This is a genomic window from Bartonella sp. B39 (assembly GCF_053795145.1).
Genome location: NZ_CP200036.1, coordinates 1,029,404 through 1,049,295, shown reverse-complemented (window position 1 = coordinate 1,049,295; position 19,892 = coordinate 1,029,404). Strand labels below are relative to the sequence as shown.

11 protein-coding genes are annotated in these 19,892 nt (G+C 38.1%); 7 read left to right on the top strand and 4 right to left on the bottom strand.

Going from position 1 to position 19,892, the window contains the following annotated elements; genetic code table 11:
* Nucleotides 1-12: 12 nt before the first annotated feature.
* The 3 genes from V4P57_RS04980 to glmS all read left to right on the top strand — a co-directional run bounded on the left by V4P57_RS04980 (nt 13) and on the right by glmS (nt 4,162).
* A complete protein-coding gene (locus V4P57_RS04980; protein ID WP_455465506.1) occupies nt 13-801 on the top strand; it encodes a cytochrome c biogenesis CcdA family protein in 789 nt (262 codons plus the stop codon).
* A gap of 14 nt (nt 802-815) precedes the next feature.
* Complete coding sequence (glmU, locus tag V4P57_RS04975) at nt 816-2,168, top strand: bifunctional UDP-N-acetylglucosamine diphosphorylase/glucosamine-1-phosphate N-acetyltransferase GlmU (protein WP_455465505.1); 1,353 nt, start codon at nt 816-818, stop codon at nt 2,166-2,168.
* 170 nt (nt 2,169-2,338) lie between these two features.
* On the top strand, nt 2,339-4,162 hold the full coding sequence (glmS, locus tag V4P57_RS04970; protein ID WP_455465504.1) for a glutamine--fructose-6-phosphate transaminase (isomerizing): 1,824 nt from the start codon (nt 2,339-2,341) through the stop codon (nt 4,160-4,162).
* Nucleotides 4,163-4,271: 109 nt separating this feature from the next.
* On the opposite strand, the gene recG is transcribed toward glmS, so the two are convergent.
* Nucleotides 4,272-6,380, bottom strand: a complete 2,109-nt coding sequence (recG, locus tag V4P57_RS04965) for an ATP-dependent DNA helicase RecG (RefSeq protein WP_455465503.1) — start codon at nt 6,378-6,380, stop codon at nt 4,272-4,274.
* A gap of 403 nt (nt 6,381-6,783) precedes the next feature.
* Here recG and dnaE point away from each other — a divergent pair, with 403 nt between their 5' ends.
* Nucleotides 6,784-10,272 carry a DNA polymerase III subunit alpha gene (gene dnaE, locus V4P57_RS04960; protein ID WP_455465502.1) on the top strand — a complete coding sequence of 1,163 codons (3,489 nt, stop codon included), beginning with the start codon at nt 6,784-6,786 and terminating at the stop codon, nt 10,270-10,272.
* A 147-nt stretch (nt 10,273-10,419) separates the two neighbouring features.
* Here dnaE and V4P57_RS04955 read toward each other — a convergent pair whose 3' ends face one another.
* A complete protein-coding gene (locus tag V4P57_RS04955) occupies nt 10,420-11,667 on the bottom strand; it encodes an FAD-binding protein (RefSeq protein ID WP_455465501.1) in 1,248 nt (415 codons plus the stop codon).
* Between the two features lie 34 nt (nt 11,668-11,701).
* A complete protein-coding gene (locus tag V4P57_RS04950; protein WP_455465500.1) occupies nt 11,702-11,950 on the bottom strand; it encodes a zinc-finger domain-containing protein in 249 nt (82 codons plus the stop codon).
* 325 nt (nt 11,951-12,275) lie between these two features.
* Between V4P57_RS04950 and V4P57_RS04945 the strand changes: the two genes are divergently transcribed.
* Together V4P57_RS04945 and ppx are read left to right on the top strand one after the other, a co-directional pair.
* Complete coding sequence (locus V4P57_RS04945; protein ID WP_455465499.1) at nt 12,276-14,465, top strand: RNA degradosome polyphosphate kinase; 2,190 nt, start codon at nt 12,276-12,278, stop codon at nt 14,463-14,465.
* Complete coding sequence (gene ppx / locus V4P57_RS04940) at nt 14,462-15,973, top strand: exopolyphosphatase (protein WP_455465498.1); 1,512 nt, start codon at nt 14,462-14,464, stop codon at nt 15,971-15,973. Before V4P57_RS04945 ends, ppx begins: the two co-directional genes overlap by 4 nt.
* Nucleotides 15,974-16,444: 471 nt before the next feature.
* Here the strand turns inward: ppx and rnd are convergent, their stop codons facing one another.
* The gene (gene rnd, locus V4P57_RS04935) at nt 16,445-17,599 is read right to left on the bottom strand and encodes a ribonuclease D (protein ID WP_455465497.1); all 1,155 of its coding nucleotides are present in this window, start codon (nt 17,597-17,599) and stop codon (nt 16,445-16,447) included.
* A gap of 131 nt (nt 17,600-17,730) precedes the next feature.
* On the opposite strand from rnd, the gene aspS reads away from it, so the two are divergent.
* A complete protein-coding gene (gene aspS / locus V4P57_RS04930) occupies nt 17,731-19,521 on the top strand; it encodes an aspartate--tRNA ligase (protein WP_455466971.1) in 1,791 nt (596 codons plus the stop codon).
* The last annotated feature ends 371 nt before the right edge of the window (nt 19,522-19,892 follow it).

Genomic DNA, 19,892 nt, shown 5'->3' with positions numbered 1-19,892 from the left:
GGATAGAGCGTTTTGATTGTAGAAATTTCAACAATTGGTGTATTTTTTGCTGGTGCACTGTCTTTTTTATCACCGTGTGTTTTACCTTTAGTTCCTCCTTACTTATGTTATATGGCAGGTATTGGTATTGATGATTTTCGTTCCCAAAAGCGTGAGGGAGAAGTATTTATACGGTGGGCACTTTTATCTTCTGTTCTTGCTTTTGTGCTTGGTTTTACAACCGTTTTTGTTGCATTAGGTGCCAGTGCAAGCACAATTGGTAAATTCATTGGTTATTATCGTGATTGGTTTGCGCTTGCTGCTGGAATTGTCATTATTATCTTTGGTTTAAATTTTTTAGGTCTTTTCAAAATTGCTTTTTTATTTCGTGAGGCGCGTTTTCAAACGCACAAAACACCCACTGGGCCTTTAGGGGCGTACATTATTGGCTTAGCTTTTGCATTTGGTTGGACACCATGTATTGGTCCAATTTTAGGACCTGTTATAACACTTGCTGGAACAAAAGAAACTGTGAGTGAGGGAGCTGTTCTTTTAGGGGTTTATGCGTTGGGTCTTGGGGTGCCCTTTGTGTTAGCAGCTTTATTTTCGAGCAGCTTTATGAGATTTTTGGGAGCTTTTCGTGTTCATTTAGGAAAAGTTGAAAAAGTTGTTGGTATTTTTTTGGTTGTGACAGGTATTTTATTTTTAACAGGCTCTATGCAGGATTTTTCATTTTGGCTTTTAGAAAATTTTCCTTTATTAAGTGATGTTGAAGCTATTCGTTGGCATGATATTGTAAGTTTTTTTGGATTTTCTCGTTAGTCTTATGTGTTTTCATGGTTAGAAATTGTCTTTCTATTGTCCTTGCAGCAGGTGAGGGGACGCGTATGCAGTCGTCTCTTCCCAAAGTGCTTCATAAAATTGCTGGATTGCCCCTTGTATGCCATGTCATAAAACAAATAGAATTGGCAGGTGGTTCACAATTAGCAGTCGTTGTGGGATTTGGTGCTAAAGATGTCACTGAAATTGTTCAATCATTTGTAAAAAATGCGATGATTTTTGAACAAAAAGAACGTTTAGGAACCGCTCATGCTGCTCTTTGTGCTCATCTAGCTTTGCAAAAAGGGGTGGATGATGTTCTCATTGTTTTTGGTGATACTCCTTTGATTGAGCAAGATTCATTGTTAAAAGTTCGTGCGCAGCTTGCTGAAGGAGCAGATATTGTTGTCGCTGGTTTTCATGCTTTAGATCCAACAGGTTATGGACGCCTTCTAGTAGAGAGGAATGGCAAACTTGTCGCGATTGTAGAAGAAAAAGACGCAACTGATGAAGAAAAAGAGATTTCTTTTTGTAATGGTGGAATAATGGCCATTAATGGAAAACATGCGTTTTCTCTTTTAGAGAAGATCGATAATAATAATTTGAAGCAAGAATATTACCTAACAGATATTGTTTCTATTGCATCACGTGAAGGATTAGATGTTCGAGTTGTTGAAGTGCCTTTTGATAATATTATAGGGATTAATAACTGTTTGGAGCTTTCTGAAGCTGATGCTTTGTGGCAAAGGCGCAAAGCACGCGATTTAATGTTGTCTGGTGTTACAATTCTTAAACCAGAAACTGTTTATTTTTCTTATGATACAGAAATTGAACCAGATGTTGTCATTGAGCCAAATGTTTATTTTGGGTTGGGGGTAAAAGTACACTCTGGTACAGTTATCCACGCATTTAGTTATCTAGAAGGTACTGTGGTTGGTTTGGATGTGCGAATTGGTCCTTATGCACGTTTGCGTCCAGGAACAGAGTTAGCACGGTCTGTGAAGGTTGGAAATTTTTGCGAAATTAAACAAGCAAAAGTGGGAGAATCTACTAAGATTAATCATTTAAGTTATATTGGCGATGCAGAAATCGGTGCATATAGCAATATTGGAGCTGGTACTATTACTTGCAATTATGATGGATTTCACAAATATAAAACTGAGATTGGTGATAATGCCTTTATTGGTTCAAATTCAGCACTTATTGCTCCACTCATTATTGGAAAAGGTTCTTATATTGCTTCAGGAAGTGTTATCACCGAAAATGTGCCTATGAATAGTATAGCTTTTGGGCGAGCACGACAGGTGATAAAAGAAGATTGTGCCGCAAAATTGCGTGCACGTTTGTCGATGAATAAACAGAAAAAGTGATTTTTCACTTTAACTCTTGGCTTTATAAATATCTGGCCATTGTGCAAAGACTTATTCTTAGGTATTTCCATACCATATTGGGTGTATATGATCTTCTAGAGTCTTTAATCGGTCCGTTGCATTGTTTTATCGGATTATTATAAATCTTGGATGTGAATTGGAGCTTTTTAATGTGCGGAATTATCGGAATTCTTGGAAATAGACCTGTTGCGTCCTCTTTGATTGATGGTTTGAAGCGTCTCGAGTACAGGGGATATGATTCATCTGGTGTAGCAACGATTTATAAGGGGCGGCTTCATCGTATTCGAGCTGAAGGTAAGCTCATTCATTTAGAAGAAAAGTTAAAGATAACACCTTTGAAAGGTAATCTAGGAATTGGTCATACGCGCTGGGCTACACATGGAGTTGCTGTAGAGCGGAATGCTCATCCTCATTTAACTGAACGACTCGCGATTGTTCATAATGGCATTATCGAAAATTTTGTAGAATTGCAAAAGGAACTCATTGAGGATGGCTATATCTTTGAAACAGAAACAGATACGGAGGTTATTGCTCATCTAATTACGCGTGCTTTAGAAAGTGGGCTTTCTCCGCGAGAGGCTATGTGCACAAGTTGGAAAAAGTTGCGAGGTGCTTTTGCCATTGCTGTTATTTTTAAAGGTGAAGATAATCTTATGATTGCTGCTCGCTCTGGTCCGCCGCTAGCAATTGGCTATGGAAAAGATGAATTTTTCGTCGGATCGGACGCAATTGCTTTGGCACCGTTCGTGAATCGTATTAGCTATATGGAAGATGGTGATTTGGCTGTTCTCACACGTGAGGGAGCAACAATTTATAATGTAGACAGTCAACCGGTAGAACGTCCTATTACAACATTGTTTGAGGAATCCTTATTGGTTTCTAAGGGTAATCATCGTCATTTTATGCACAAGGAAATGTTCGAACAACCTGAAGTGATTTCTCATAATTTGGCACGTTATCTTAATCTTAGAAATTATACGGTTCGCTCATTTGAGAATTTAATTGATTGGAAAAATATTAATCGATTACTCTTTGCAAGCTGTGGGACAGCCTATTATTCGACTTTGGTTGCACGCTATTGGTTTGAGAATTTTGCTGGTTTAAGTGTTGATAATGATGTTGCTTCGGAATTTCGTTATCGTGAGCCACCTTTAACACCTGATATATTACCGGTGTTCGTTTCTCAATCTGGTGAAACGGCTGATACACTTGCTTCTTTGCGTTATTGTCGCGATCGTGGTGTGAAAACAGCGACAATTGTGAATGTTGAGCAATCGACAATGGCAAGAGAAGCTGATTTTATTCTACAAACATTAGCAGGACCGGAAATTGGTGTTGCTTCAACAAAAGCTTTTACTTGTCAGTTGGCAACACTTGCCGCAATGGCGCTTAGTGCTGCTAAGCAACGTGGATCTCTCTCGAAGAAAGAAGAACATCAGTTTGTTCAACAATTAGCAGAGGTGCCACGAATTTTAAATAAGGTTTTAAAGCTAGATGATAAGATTAAACAGATTTGTCGTAATTTAATAAATGTAAAAAGTGTTCTTTATCTTGGGCGTGGTACTTCTTATCCAATTGCTTTGGAAGGAGCACTAAAATTAAAGGAGCTTTCTTATATTCATGCTGAAGGTTATGCCGCGGGTGAGTTAAAACATGGACCAATTGCGCTGGTTGATGAGACACTCCCAATTATTGTTGTTGCACCTTATGATCGGTGGTTTGAAAAGACTTTTTCTAATATGCAAGAAGTGGCAGCGCGCAATGGTCGCATTATTTTAATAACAGACAAAAGGGGAGCAGAAGCAGTTCATCTTGATATGTTATCGACCATTATTTTGCCAGATGTTCCAGAGTTTACTGCACCTCTTATTTATGCTTTACCCATTCAGTTAATTGCGTACCATACAGCTGTTTTATTGGGAACCGATGTTGATCAGCCTCGTAATTTGGCAAAATCAGTCACTGTTGAGTAAAATTTTTCTAAGGATTTTTTGAAAAATGATGAGAGGTGAGAATTTATAAAAGAATTTTGCAATATATATGTAAAGCTTTTTAATTTTTTATTTGATTGCTTTTTTATTGCTATCCTGCTCGTAATAAACGTGTGGCATCGTCCCGTCCGAAAAGATAAAGAAGCAAACGTAAAGTTTGTCCTTTTTCTGAAGAGAGATTAGGGTCACGTTGCAAAAATAAACGTGCATCTCTTCTTGCTATTGATAAAAGATCACTATGTACCGCAAGGTTTGCTATGTGGAATTCAGGCATACCTGATTGCCGTGTTCCTAAAAGTTCTCCTTCTCCTCGTAAACGCCAGTCTTCTTCGGCAATTTCAAAGCCATCTTCTGTATTGCGTATAATATTAAGACGTTCTGCGGCCATTTTTGTTAGTGGATCTTTGTATAGTAAAATACAGGAGGACTTTTTTTCTCCTCGTCCAACACGTCCACGCAATTGGTGCAATTGTGAGAGACCAAAATGTTCTGCGTGTTCTATAACAATGATTGAAGCGTCAGGAATATCAACTCCCACTTCAATAACCGTGGTTGCAACTAAAATACAGATATCTCCACATTTAAAAGATGCCATTGCAGCCTCTTTTTCCTCTGTAGACATTTTCCCATGGATCATGCCAACACAGGAGCCAAACCGTTGATGGAGAATAGCAAAGCGGCTCTCAATTGAAGTAAGTTCAAGAGTTGTTGATTCTTCCACTAAAGGACAAATCCAATAAAGTTTTTCTCCTTTTTTTAACGCAGATGCAATTCGTTCTATAAGTTTATTGATACGTTTTAAAGGAATTGTTGCTGTAGTAATTGGTTGTCGTCCTATTGGTTTTTCGGTAATTTTGGAGACATCCATATCACCAAAAACTGTCAAGACTAATGTGCGTGGAATCGGGGTGGCAGTCATTACCAGCATGTCTGGTTTATGGCCTTTTGCTGTGAGGGCAAGACGTTGATGTACTCCAAAACGATGCTGCTCATCAATAATAGCTAATGCAAGATTATTGTATATAACGCTTTGTTGTATGAGAGCGTGTGTACCAATGATAATGGAGGCTTTCCCTGATAAAATGTCCTTCAGAATATTTGTGCGCACTTTTCCTTTTTCTCGTCCCGTTAAAAGAACTGTTCGTAGTCCGATCTTTTCAGCAAGAGGTGCAATTGTAGCAAAATGTTGTCGAGCCAGAACTTCTGTTGGTGCCATTAAAGCTGACTGTCCAGAATTTTCAGCAATCTGTGCACTTGCCATTAGTGCAACAACGGTTTTTCCTGCTCCTACATCACCTTGGAGAAGCCTTAACATGGGTTCGGGTGATGCCAAATCTTTTTCAATATCTTTTATCGCTTTTATTTGTCCATCTGTTAGCTGGAAGGGAAGAGCTTTCAGCAATTTTTGAGTGTAAGTTCCTGTCGGGGGACGAGAAGTTCCGGAGAGAGATTTGGTTTTCAAACGCACGAGACCAAGAGCCAATTGACAAGCGAGCAATTCATCATAGGCAAGACGTTTGCGCGCTGTACTTTCTAAGCTTAAATCATCGGGATCGATGGGCATGTGGATGCGGCGCAAAGCAATAGGAAAAGAAGAAAAGTTTTGCTGCTTTTTGACGCTTTCTTCCATCCATTCTGGTAAGAGAGGAATATAATCTAGAGCATTTTGTATTGCCCGCCTTATTGTTTTTGCGGATAATCCGGCGGTAGAGGGGTAAATAGGTTCAATGAAGGGAAACTGATTTGATTGCTCACTTGGTACTATGTAATCAGGATGTACCATTGAAAGTTGTCCATTGAAACGTTCAACTTTACCTGATACAATGACTTTTTTTCCTTCTGGGAGTTGTTTTTTTAGCCAAGAACGTTGGGCATGAAAAAAGACTAAATTTATTTTTCCTGTTAAATCATATGCAATGACCCGATAGGGTAATCGATTATGGCCAACTGGGGGTTGCTGATGTTGATCGATAACAATTTCGAGAGTAGTGATGACCCCTTCTTGTGCGTAAGCAATGCTATGACGTATTCTACGGTCTATAACGGAATGGGGCATTAATTTCAGCAGATCAATGAGTGTAGGTTCGCGTTGTGTAGGATTAATGTTTAAGACTTTAGCCAGTAAACTATATGCTTTAGGTGTAACCCCAAAAAGGGTGCGGATAGAACTAAAAAGAGGGGTAATAAGGCTTGGAAGCATACGGAAATTTAGCTTGCTCTTTTTATTTTTTCTAGTGCTTTAAAAGAGCTTTTTTGGGGATAAGTTACATAAGAGAAAGTGGCTTTATTTACACTTTTATTTTTAAACAGAAAAATAAACATTTTGGAGAATGCATAAAATGAAAATGGTGCAAGAAAGAGTCTCAATATTAGTAATATTCTATACGATTTTCTCCTTTTTATTTTTGTGTGTTTATTTGCTGTGAATAGAGGTATTTTCTTGATGGAAGTCTCCTGTAAATATAAATAAAAATGAAATGTCTTGCTAATAGGCGAGGGGGTGCGCTTGTAGATTTAAGGAGGTGATAAGTTAGGGTGTTCCCTATTAACAAGATAGATAAAGGTTGCGCTTTGGCATTTATTTTGTAGTGGAAAATTTAAGAGTGGCAGAAGATAAAAGTAAAATACGAGGTAAAAAAAAATCTCTTCCCAACTTTATTCATTTGAGGGTGCACTCTGCTTACTCATTGCTTGAAGGGGCTTTAAAAATTCCACAAATTATTCAGCATGCGATTTCAGATCATACACCAGCGGTTGCTATCACGGATACGAATAATTTATTTGGTGCCTTGGAGTTTTCGCAACATTGTTTTTCGCATGGGATCCAACCTATTATTGGCTGTCAACTCACAGTTGATTTTTGTGATAAAAATGATAATCTGCGTTTTGCTAAATGGCGCTATCCTTCTGATTTCTGCTCTCTTGTTTTGTTAGCTGCTAGCGAGATCGGTTATGCTCATTTGGTTCGTCTTGTTAGTCGTGCTTATCTTGATAAACGCGATACTGATCCTCCTCATGTCAAAGTCAGTTGGCTATTGTCGCACAGTGAAGGAATAATTGCTTTAACTGGTGGCAAGGGAGGGCCTATTAATTTCTCTTTGGCAGAAGGTAGGAAAGAATGTGCCGTTGAACGTTTAACTTATTTAAAAAAAATTTTTGGTGATCGTCTTTATGTGGAATTACAGCGGCATGGCTTTTACGATCGACAAGTAGAAGCTGCACTTATTGAATTGGCGTATGCACATGAAATTCCTCTTGTTGCAACCAATGAGGCTTTTTTTCTTAATAGGGAAGGATATGAAGCACATGATGCGCTGATGGCGGTGGCAGAAGGACAAATTGTCTCTAATCCAGATCGTAAACGTGTGACGCCGGATCATTATTTGAAGTCACAAGATGAAATGGTTGCACTGTTTTCTGATCTTCCAGAAGTTCTCGAAAATAGTGTTGAAATTGCATTGCGTTGTCATACTGCTACACCAATTCGAAAACCAATTTTGCCTCGTTTTGTAGAGCATTCTATTAATTCAAACTGTACTTTAGAAGTAGAGGATAGGGAATTATTAAATCAAGCTAAAGCTGGTTTAAAAGTGCGACTTGAGACAATCGGATTGGCTGAAGGATATACAATTGCAGATTATGAGCAGCGGCTTAGTTATGAAATTTCCGTTATTACACGCATGCAGTTTTCTGGTTATTTTCTCATCGTTTCAGATTTCATAAAATGGGCGAAGTCCCATGATATTCCTGTTGGTCCAGGGCGTGGTTCTGGTGCTGGTTCACTTGTTGCTTATGCGTTGACTATTACCGATATTGATCCATTACGTTTTTCTCTCCTTTTTGAACGTTTTCTTAATCCAGATCGTGTTTCTATGCCGGATTTTGATATCGACTTTTGTCAAGAGCGGCGCGAAGAAGTTATTCATTATGTTCAAAAAAAATATGGACGTGATCAAGTTGCCCAAATTATTACGTTTGGTAAGTTACAAGCACGTGCAGTGTTGCGTGATGTTGGGCGTGTTTTAGAAGTGCCTTATCGTCAGGTGGACTATCTTACGAAGTTAGTTCCTGCTACGCCTGGAAGTCAGGTTGAATTAGCTGATGCTATTAAGGATGAGCCTAAATTTGAGGAGGAAAAGAAAAAGGATCCCATCGTTGGGCGCACATTAGATATAGCGCTTCAGCTGGAGGGGCTTTATCGTCATGCATCGACCCATGCAGCCGGGATTGTTATCGGTGATCGTCCGCTTTCAGAGCTTGTTCCAATGTATCGTGATCCGCGTTCTGATATGCCAGTAACGCAATTTAACATGAAGTGTGCTGAACAGGCTGGGTTGGTAAAATTTGATTTTCTTGGATTAAAAACGCTTACTATTTTGAAAATGGCAGCAGATTTTGTTGCACGGAAGGGGATCAAGATAGATTTGTCAAATATTCCTCTGGATGATGAAGTAACCTATGCTATGATGGCACGTGGTGAAACGATTGGCGTGTTTCAAGTTGAAAGTTCTGGTATGCGTAAAGCACTGATTGGGATGAAGCCAGATCGTATTGAAGATATTATTGCTCTTGTTGCGCTTTATCGTCCTGGTCCAATGGAGAATATCCCAACGTATAACGCACGCAAACACGGGGAAGAGGAAATTGCTTCTATTCATCCTAAAATAGATCATCTGGTTAAAGAAACACAAGGTGTTATTGTTTATCAAGAACAGGTAATGCAAATTGCGCAAGAGCTGGCTGGTTATTCGCTTGGGGAAGCGGATTTGTTACGTCGCGCTATGGGTAAAAAGATTCACAAAGAAATGCAAAAACAGCGTACACGCTTTGTGAATGGAGCCGTTGCTGGCGGTGTTGATAAGGATCAGGCTAATATTATTTTTGATCTTTTGGCAAAATTTGCAGATTATGGTTTTAATAAGTCGCATGCCGCTGCTTACGCGATTGTTTCTTACCAAACAGCTTATATGAAAGCACATCATCCAGTTGAGTTTTTAGCCGCTTCCATGGCGTATGATATGACGAATACAGATAAATTAAATGATTTTCGGCGTGAAGCCTTAAGATTGGGTATTAAGGTTATTGCACCTTCGGTGCAAACATCACACCGTATTTTTGAGGTTGGTGATAACTGTATTTATTATTCTCTTGCTGCCATTAAAGGTGTAGGGGAAGCGGTCGTTGATCATATTGTTGCTTGCCGTGGAAATAAACCTTTTAAGGATTTAGAAGATTTTTGTGAGCGTATTGATCCCCGTATTGTTAATAAGCGTGCCATGGAAAGTTTGGTTTGTGCTGGTGCCCTGGATTGCTTTCATATTGCACGTGAGATTTTATTGGCAAGTCTTGGAACTCTTCAAGCGCGTGCACTTCGTATTCTTGATAACAATTCTAGCGGACAGACTGATATATTTGAGATGACAGGTGGATTAAAAGAGCCTTTAATTTTAACGCAAACGACTCCTTGGTTGCCGGATGAAAAACTTTATCGAGAATTTCAAGCAATAGGTTTTTACTTTTCTGCGCATCCTCTGGATGAATATCAAGCTATTCTTGCTAAAAAACGCGTACAAACCTGGGCTCATTTTGCCAATGCCGTCAGAGGAGGAGCAGTTGCTGCTAGGCTTGCTGGAACTGTCGTGGCAAAACAAGTACGCAAAACAAAATCCGGCAAAAAAATGGGGATTATTCATTTTTCTGATACGAGCGGACAGTATGAAACAGTTCTCTTTTCAGAAGGGCTTTCGAATTATGAGGAGATACTAGAGCCTGGGAAGTCTTTTATCATTACAGTGAGTGCAGAAAATCGCTCCGAGGGCATTAGTTTGCGACTTGAGACAGTTCAATCTTTGGAAAATGATTCGTTACAGCATCATAAAATGATGCGCCTCTTTATAAAAACAGTTGATGTGCTTCCTCAGATTGAGCAGAATTTGAATCCTCATGGGAGTGGAGAGGTAGGGCTTATTCTTATTCAAGAGGATGGATTACGGGAAGTCGAAATTACGCTTCCGAAGAGATACAGGGTTAATCCACGTGTGGCAAGTGCTATGAAATCGATACAGGGTGTTGTCGATGTGGAATTGGTTTAAATCAAGAATTGTGCAGTAACTTATTGTTTTACATGGTATTTTTTATTGGTGGCTTAAATAATTCATTTTGAATGAGTTGTAGATCTTGCTTTATTCTATTCATGAATATTCAAAATAATCTGGAGAGGTGAAATCTATGAGTTTTTACTACACATTACCTTGTTCCACTCTTATTATGTTTATAGCATCATACATATAAAGCCAATTAAGACTAGACATGATACTCTCTGGTGTGCGTATTTTCATGATAAAATTGCGTGCAATTGCTATAGGACCAGTTGCATGATAGGCTATTCTATTAAAATCTCCACGTTTTTTTACTGCTATAATTCGGGGCGTGCGTATTTTTTCGTAAAGCGAAAGAGCTTTCTTTAAAGGAAGATCTTTGAGAGAGAGCGCTTCAGCTAATGTGGCGGCATCTTCTATTGCCATAGCAGCACCTTGGGCTGCAAAGGGGAGGGCTGCATGTGCACAATCACCAACAAACGCTTGTCCTTCTAAGCCTAAAAAGCGATCCTGTTTCATTTGAAAGAGTGGCCAATAGCTCCATTCATTAATATGGTCAAAGATTTGCAAAATTTGTAGATCCCAATCTTTAAAAAGATATTTCAAATTTTCTTTATCTCCTTTATGTTCCCATCCTTCTTCTGAATTTTCTCCACGAGTAATGGCTACAAAATTAAAAACTTTTGCTGATGATTGAATGGGATAGACAACAAGATGATTTTTTGGTCCCATCCAGGCAGTAATTGTCTTCATATTTTGCAATAAAGAACGAAAGCCTTTGGGAAGATTTTCAAATTCTGCTGTAGCACGCCAAGCAATAAAACCACTAAAATCTGCCCTTTCATGAAAAGGAGCCAAATGCCTTAATGTTGACCAAACTCCATCGCATCCGATAAGAATCGACGTTGAATAAGGCTGGTGTTCTTGCGTTTTTGATGCATCTGTTTTTGTTGTTTTTATATGAATGTTTCTAGATACCGTTTGAGTAAATGATATAACAGTTTCACCTTTTTTATATTTGATAAAAGGATTTTCCATAACAGCATTGTATAAAACTTTTTGTAAGGCGGCGCGATGAATCGTAATATAAGGAAATTTCCAATTTTTTTCCGATAAATTGATAAGATCAATGTGCAGTCGCGTTTTTAAAGAAACCCCATCTCGTAACTCAAAAAAATGTGGTATTGTTCCCACTTCAATAAGCTTGTTAAGAATGCCCCAATGAGCTAAGATGTAGGTTGCATTTGGGGTAAGCTGAATACCAGCACCCACGGCATCGAGCTGTTCACGTTTTTCTATAAGTATACTTGCAATTCCTTTATGGGCGAGTGCTAAAGCAGTGCTTAAACCAGCAATACCTCCTCCAACGATGATTGGTAATTGATCCATGCGTTTACTTCATATGAAAAGAGCAGAAAATGCACTACAACGAATTGTTTGGATAGTATAAACACCCTGTTGGGTTTGTTTGATTGTACGATAGCGAGGAGACATAGCGATAAAGTGTTGAACAATAAGGGCAAATTTTTTCATCCATTGATCCCATGTCGATAAAAATGTGGGGATGATCGAATGGTTGTGTAGCGCCTACACACATAAATTCTTTTACACCAATTTCGATCGTTTTATATCCATGGTCATTTTGGAAATGGGGGATGTTGTGATCAGCCATGGCACGCAAGCTCCGGACAAATTGCTTAATCAAATATGATTTGAATCCTCTATTTTATATGCACTAGTTTCTAATAAAGATTATAATAATGCAAGGTACTTTTAAAACAAACTGACTATCTTTTATGTTATACGCGTCAGTTTTTGTGTTTTTAGCATTTTGCGTATAGAAATAGCTCAAATTGTCTTGAAATATTAAATATGAATAATATGCAAAAAAATTGATCATTTATATGTTATTGTCACGGTAACATATCGTAAAGTGTTCTGTTGGATATTTACTTGTAAGCATCTTAGAAAGTATCAGGGAAGTTTATCTATAATATATGGAAAAGAGGGTGGAAGATCATATCTTTTTATCGGATATAACAATGAATAATCCGAATCGATTTATTAATAGAGAATTTTCATGGCTACAATTTAATACGCGTGTATTGATGGAGTCAACTAATTCAAGGCATCCTTTATTAGAACGGTTACAATTTCTTTCAATATCAGCAGCAAATCTTGATGAGTTTTTTATGGTTCGCGTTGCCGGATTGGCTGCTCAAATTCGTGCTGGGGTTACAGAATGCAGTGCAGATGGGCGTACACCGCAGGAACAACTTGATTTTGTGTTAGCTGAGATTTCACATTTGCAGGCCAATCAGCTACGGGAATGGAGAGTTTTACGTCACGAATTAAAACAGAATGATATTGAAATTATTTGTCCTGATGAGCTTTCAGAAATTGAAAAATTATGGCTCGAAAAATATTTTCTTGATATAATTCATCCCGTTCTAAAGCCTTTGCCTGTCGATCCTACTCACTCTTTTCCCTTTATTCCTAATTTAGGGCTTTCTCTTGCTCTCCGATTGTCTCGGTGCGATAATCAATCCTTACTTATGGCTTTGTTGCCTATTCCAATCTCCTTAAGACGTTTTATTCTTCTTCCTCAAGAAGGTAATCATTTTCGTTTTATTGCATCTGAAGATGTTATGGGCCTTTTTATGAATTATGTATTTCCTGATTATAAAATTGATGGAATTGGTACATTTAGGGTGATTCGTGACAGTGATATTGAAGTAGAAGAAGAAGCTGAAGACCTTGTTCATTTTTTTGAAGCTGCTCTTAAAAGACGTCGTCGCGGGCAGGTTATTCGAATCGAATTTGATGCAAAAATACCAGAGAATTTACGCCAATTTATAACGAATGGTCTTGCTGTTCCTGATAATTGTATCAGTGTTCTCGATGGATTGTTGGCGCTTAATACGGTATCAGAAATCGTTTCTATTCCACGCGATGATCTAAAATTTATTCCTTATAACCCTCGTTTTCCTGAATGTATTCGTGAGTATAATAGTGATTGCTTTGCGGCTATTCGTGAAAATGATATCGTGATTCATCATCCTTATGAGTCATTTGATGTTGTTGTGCAATTTTTACGTCAGGCTGCTAGAGATCCTGATGTTGTGGAAATCAAACAAACTCTTTATCGTACATCAAATGATAGCCCAATTGTCAGCGCTTTGATTGAGGCTGCTGAACAGGGGAAGTCAGTGACTGCTTTGGTTGAGCTTAAAGCACGTTTTGATGAGGAAGCGAATATCCGTTGGGCGCGTGATCTTGAGCATGCGGGTGTTCAAGTTGTTTTTGGTTTTATTGAACTAAAAACACATGCTAAGATGTCACTCGTTGTGAGGCGTGAAGGAAAACGCCTTTGTTCTTACGTTCATCTTGGAACTGGAAACTACCATCCAGTTAATGCTAGAGTTTATACCGATCTTTCTTTTTTTACCACTGATAATGATATTGGTCATGATGTTGCATTATTGTTCAATTATATTGCTCAATACGAACGCCCCAATGAAGCAATGAAGATTGCTTTTTCACCCTTAACATTGCGTAGTCGTATTCTTAAGCATATTGAAAAAGAAATTACCAATGCGCAACAAGGATATTCTGCTGCTATTTGGATGAAAGTTAACGCATTGGTTGATCCTGAAATCATTGATGCTTTATATCGTGCTAGTCAAGCGGGTGTGCAGGTTGATCTTGTGGTGCGGGGCATATGCTGTTTACGTCCTGATATTCCAAGAATTTCAGATAATATTCGTGCAAAATCAATTGTAGGGCGTTTTTTGGAACATAGCCGCATTTTTTGTTTTGGTAATGGTGAAGATCTGCCCAGTGAAAATGCACTTGTTTATTTGGGATCGGCTGATATGATGCCTCGTAATCTGGATCATCGTATTGAAATATTGGTTCCAGTTTTTAATAAAACGGTTCGTAAGCAGATTCTTTTACAAATTATGCTGGCTAATATTATTGATAATCAACAAAGCTTTGATATACTGGGTAATGGAACATCAAGGCGTATAACACCACAAAGAGGTGAAAGTCCGTTTAATGCGCAGGAGTATTTTATGGCCAAAGAAGATCTTTTGGGGTGGAAAGAGTCGTTTGAGTTTTCTGCTTCGCGTTTGATTTCGTTGCATCGGCAGTATGCCGAACTGCGTAAAGATGAAATCCAATGACATATATAAATGCTCAGGGCCGGTTGAAGGGTTGTAAGCCTGTTGCAGTTATAGATATTGGTTCAAATTCTGTTCGGCTTGTTATTTATGAAGGCCTTGTTCGTTCTCCAACAGTTTTATTTAATGAAAAAGTTCTCTGTGGTCTTGGTCAAGGTGTTGCAAAGACTGGATTTTTAGAAGAAAAATCCATGAAGATGGCGTTGCAAACATTGAAACGGTTTCATGCGCTTTGTCGACAAATTGGGGCATATGATGTCTATACACTAGCAACAGCAGCAGCGCGGGAAGCAAAAAATGGATCAGCATTTATTCAAAATGCGGAGAATGTTTTGCAAAATAAAATATACCTTCTTTCAGGAAATGAAGAGGCTCTTTATTCAGCATATGGGGTTATTTCTACTTTTTATCAGCCAAAGGGTATTTCTGGAGATCTTGGTGGAGGAAGCCTTGAACTTATTGGTATTGATAACTCTTATGTAGGTGAGGGGATAACTCTGCCGTTAGGCGGTTTACGGCTACGGTATCTGTCCAATAATGATATTGCTGTTGCCACAAAAATTGCCCATGAACATTTTGGTAAATCTGCTATTGTTCGTAAAGGTATGGCACGTTGTTTTTATGCAGTAGGAGGAACTTGGCGTAATTTGGCAAAACTTCATATGGCAACCAAACATTATCAGCTACCTGTTATGCATGGCTATGAAGTTGATGCCGTTGAAATGGAAGATTTCTTGCGTTTTGTTGTAAGTGGCAATATCGATAACATGAAAGGAATTTCAGCTATTTCAAAAAATCGCCGTCAGCTTTTGTCTTATGGGGCGATTGTTCTTATTGAACTTATTCAGTCTATGGGATTTGAAAAGATAATCTTTTCTGGAGCTGGAGTTCGCGAAGGTTTTCTTTATTCAAGATTGCCACAAGAGGTTCGTGTTACAGATCCTCTCATTGCAGCATGCACTGAAATGGCGATTCTACGGGCGCGTTCACCAAAGCAGGCAGAAGAACTCATTGATTTCACTACGAATGCTTTTGATGTTTTTGAAATTTCAGAAACTGAAAATGAACGCCGTTACCGTAAAGCAGCTTGTCTTCTTGCGGATATTGGATGGCGTATACATCCAGATTATCGAGGCAATGAAGCAGCTAATCAGATAGCATTAGGATCTTATCCGGGAATTTCTCATGAGGGGCGTCTTTATGCTGCGCTTGCTGTCTTTTTTCGCAATACGAGTTTTCTTATTGATGAAGAATCTCTTCCTATTTTTCAATTAGCAACCAGAAATATAATTGAGAAAGCGCGCATTCTCGGTGAAACTATGCGTATTGCTCATCTTTTTAGTGCGTCTACCGCAGGCGTTTTACCTCATTTATTGTGGCATAAAAAAACAGATCATATTGTCTTGCACATCCCAGGGCGTTATGCTGATTTATTAGGGGAACGCCCTCTTACTCGGTTGAAGAAGTTATCAAAAATAATAAAATTACCACTTTCATTTGAAACTTTTTGATTCTTTTTCTATCGTATGTTACACTGCTACGTATTTTGATTGCTATGTGGCTTCATCTTTTGGTTTTTGAGTTGCGCTTTTAATAAGGCATTCACTTTTATGATATAACGGTGTAGAGTATTATACTTCCACACTTTGCTTTTGCGCTAGGCTGCTATTTTTATAGAATAGTTTTTTCTATTTTAGAATTGAATGCTTTCTGTTGTTAAGATTTAGTCATCATTTTGGAAGCATATTCCAGTTAATCTAGAAATATGGATGGTATAGTAGATTTTTTCAGAATGAGAGTATTTCCTTAAAGTTTGTTGAGAGCTCTTCTCTATTTTTTCAAATAAAATTGGCTTAGCAAGTTGATTGCTAATTTTTTCTTTTTGATTTTCCATTGAATTTGACATTAAACAAGGCATATGAGCCCCTTTAGAAGATTTTTATAGTGGTAGTCGTATAATGCAAATGGTTATTTTTTATAAATTAAAGCTGTTTGGTACTTATTTTTCCATTATTAAAATAAAATCCTATCTGGCCCTTGAGCATTTGTTCAGCTTTTTGACCAAATATTTCATAGCGCCAACCATTCATAGCGGGGATATTTTTCTTGATACAACCATTTGCGATTTTTTCTAAATCATTGGAAGTTGCAATAATTTTAGGTGCAATACCGTTTTCGTTCGCAACAACTTTTAAGAGAACTCTGAGAAGCTCAATAACGGCAGTCGATGTTTCATTAAGTGGATTATATTTAGGAAGGGGAGGCAAAGTAGCAAGATCAACCTCTAACCCCTCGTGGACAGCTTTGATTAATGTTTGTGCGATTGAGAATTTATCCCAATTTTTATTCAGGCTACGTAAACGTTTTAAAGCAGCTTCATCTTTTGGTTGTTGGATTGCGATTTCAATAAGGCATTCATCTTTCATGATATGACGACGCGGGATATTATAACTTCGTGCTTTGCGTTCACGCCAAGCTGCTATTTTTTGTAATACGGCAAGTTCACGTGGTTTTTGTATTTTTCCTTTTACTTTTTTCCATGCTTCATCTTCAGGTATATCATAGGTTTTTGGATTTAATAGAATCGCTATTTCATCATCCATCCAGTGCATACGTTTGTTTTTTTCTAACTGCTTTTTTAATAAGAGGTAAACGTCTCTTAGATATGTCACATCAGCAAGTGCATAAAGCAGTTGTTTTTCGGAGAGGGGGCGGTAACTCCAATCTGTAAAACGAGATGATTTGTCAATTTGATGACCCGTGCAGCGTTGTACAATTTGATCATAGGAAATAGAATCACCAAATCCGCAAATTGATCCTGCTATTTGCGTATCGAAGAGAGGATACGGAATGATACCTCCCAAATGATAAATTGTTTCGATGTCTTGACGCGCAGCGTGAAAAACTTTGACAATGTTTTTATTGACCATGAGATCAAAAAATGCTTGTAGATTAATATCTTGTGCCATTGGATCAATCAACAGCGTGACATCTGGTGATGCCAGCTGGATTAAACACAGTTGAGGCCAAAAAGTTGTCTCGCGGATAAATTCAGTATCTACTGTTACAAAATCTGAGGTACGTAGAGAATCAAGTGCAATTTCAAGATCTGTTATTTGTGTAATAAGATTCATCATTCTATTATAGCCAGATAAATTAAATTTGTCTTTTATTGACTTTTTTTTTGAGTCTTTATTCTCATATCTTGACAAATGGTTGTTAAAAAGCGTTTGTAGCGCATATGGAATTACAATCAAAGGCAAAAACTATGCACCGTTATCGCAGTCATAATTGCGCTGCTCTTCGTAAATGTGATGTAGGAACAAAAGTTCGTCTTTCTGGATGGGTTCATCGTGTCCGTGACCATGGCGGAATCCTTTTTATAGACTTACGTGATCATTTTGGAATCACACAGATTGTTGCTGACCCTGCTTCGCCAGCTTTTAAAGTTATTGAAACAGTGCGTTCTGAATGGGTCATTCGTGTAGATGGGGAAGTGTGTGCACGTTCTGATGAAGTTATTAATACATCTCTTCCAACAGGAGAGATTGAAATTTTTGCGCAAGAGGTGGAAATTCTTTCAAAGTCTGATGAACTTCCTCTCCCTGTTTTTGGCGAACCTGATTATCCAGAAGATATTCGGTTAAAGTATCGTTTTCTTGATTTACGTCGCGAAACTATGCACAAAAATATAATGCGACGTACTGAAATTATTGCTGCTATCAGACGCTCTATGCAAGATAATGGTTTTACGGAATTTACGACACCACTTTTGACAGCTTCATCACCGGAAGGAGCGCGCGATTTTTTAGTTCCAAGTCGTATTCATCAGGGAAAATTTTATGCATTGCCACAAGCACCTCAGCAGTACAAACAGTTGTTGATGATGTCAGGTTTTGATCGTTATTTTCAAATTGCTCCATGTTTTAGGGATGAAGATCCACGGGCCGATCGTCTTCCGGGAGAATTTTATCAATTAGATATTGAAATGAGTTTTGTTGAACAGGAAGATGTTTTTGTAACAATGGAACCCATTATGCGTTCTCTTTTTGAAGAGTTTGCAAATGGAAAGCCCGTAACACAGAGCTTTCCTCGTATTTCTTATGATGAAGCAATGCGGAAATATGGTTCTGATAAGCCAGATTTACGTAATCCGATTATCATGGAAGATGTTTCTCGGCATTTTTGTGATTCTGGCTTTAAAGTTTTTTCTCAGATTTTAGCGAATGATGAAAATGCAAAAGTGTGGGCTATTCCGGCTAGAACAGGTGGAAGTCGTGCTTTTTGTGATCGTATGAATGTATGGGCACAAAGTAAAGAGCAGCCGGGACTTGGTTATATTTTTTGGCGTGAAGAAGGGGGAAAATTTGAAGGAGCGGGTCCTATCGCCAAAAATATTGGCGAACAAAGAACTGAAGCACTCCGCACGCAGCTTGGCCTTGAAAGTGGTGATGCCTGTTTTTTTGTGGCGGGAGATCCAAAGAAATTTGCATCTTTTGCAGGAGCAGCACGTACACGGATAGGGGAAGAATTAGACCTTGTCGATCGGGAGTGTTTCTCTTTAGCGTGGATTGTTGATTTTCCATTTTTTGAATGGAATGAAGATGAAAAAAAGCTTGATTTTGCGCATAATCCTTTTTCTATGCCTCAGGGGGCAGAAAATGCTCTTGAGTGCCAAGATCCTCTTACTCTTAAAGCTTTTCAGTATGATCTTGTTTGCAATGGTTATGAGATTGCATCAGGTGGAATCCGTAATCATTCACCAGAGATGATGCTTAAAGTTTTTAATCTTGCCGGTCTTTCTAAAGAAGTAGTAGAAGATCGTTTTGGTGCTCTTTATCGTGCATTTCATTATGGAGCACCACCGCATGGCGGTATGGCGGCTGGTGTTGACCGTATTATTATGCTTTTGCAAGGCGTTAAAAATTTACGTGAGGTTGCTTTATTTCCTATGAATCAGCAAGCGCTTGATCTTTTGATGAATGCTCCGTCTGATGTTTCTGCTGCACAATTACATGATTTAGGAATACGAATTGCTCCTGCTGCAAAAAATGGTTAGTAAATCTACTTTGGATTTTTGCTATTTTTCTATCTACAGTGCAGTTTTAATGCCTTTAAATTACATCAGCGTATATATTTTTTATAAAAAGCTTAGATATATGCTTCATTTAGTTTTTTAAACGTTGTAAAAAAGTCATGTATCTTCATGTTTATAAGATAACGCAGTATTATGAAATATTGTGTCATTCTGAAAAAAACGTAGAGTTTACCATATAGAAAATAGTTATTGTTTACTATGTATGGTTTTTGATTAAATATCTATAAGATGAGAGAGCTCATTTATCACTAGATTTTCAGAAAAGATTTCGGCTTCATGCATTAAATATTTTTGTATAAGGCTTAGATGCAGTTTAGGGATCGTGTATAAAA

What these genes read in the sequence shown, in the direction of transcription:
- glmU (WP_455465505.1), top strand. Translation starts at nt 816, where the DNA reads ATGGTTAGAAATTGTCTTTCTATTGTCCTTGCAGCAGGTGAGGGGACG.
- glmS (WP_455465504.1), top strand. Translation starts at nt 2,339, where the DNA reads ATGTGCGGAATTATCGGAATTCTTGGAAATAGACCTGTTGCGTCCTCT.
- recG (WP_455465503.1), bottom strand. Translation starts at nt 6,380, where the DNA reads ATGCTTCCAAGCCTTATTACCCCTCTTTTTAGTTCTATCCGCACCCTT.
- V4P57_RS04955 (WP_455465501.1), bottom strand. Translation starts at nt 11,667, where the DNA reads ATGGATCAATTACCAATCATCGTTGGAGGAGGTATTGCTGGTTTAAGC.
- V4P57_RS04950 (WP_455465500.1), bottom strand. Translation starts at nt 11,950, where the DNA reads ATGGCTGATCACAACATCCCCCATTTCCAAAATGACCATGGATATAAA.
- V4P57_RS04945 (WP_455465499.1), top strand. Translation starts at nt 12,276, where the DNA reads ATGGAAAAGAGGGTGGAAGATCATATCTTTTTATCGGATATAACAATG.
- ppx (WP_455465498.1), top strand. Translation starts at nt 14,462, where the DNA reads ATGACATATATAAATGCTCAGGGCCGGTTGAAGGGTTGTAAGCCTGTT.
- rnd (WP_455465497.1), bottom strand. Translation starts at nt 17,599, where the DNA reads ATGATGAATCTTATTACACAAATAACAGATCTTGAAATTGCACTTGAT.
- aspS (WP_455466971.1), top strand. Translation starts at nt 17,731, where the DNA reads ATGCACCGTTATCGCAGTCATAATTGCGCTGCTCTTCGTAAATGTGAT.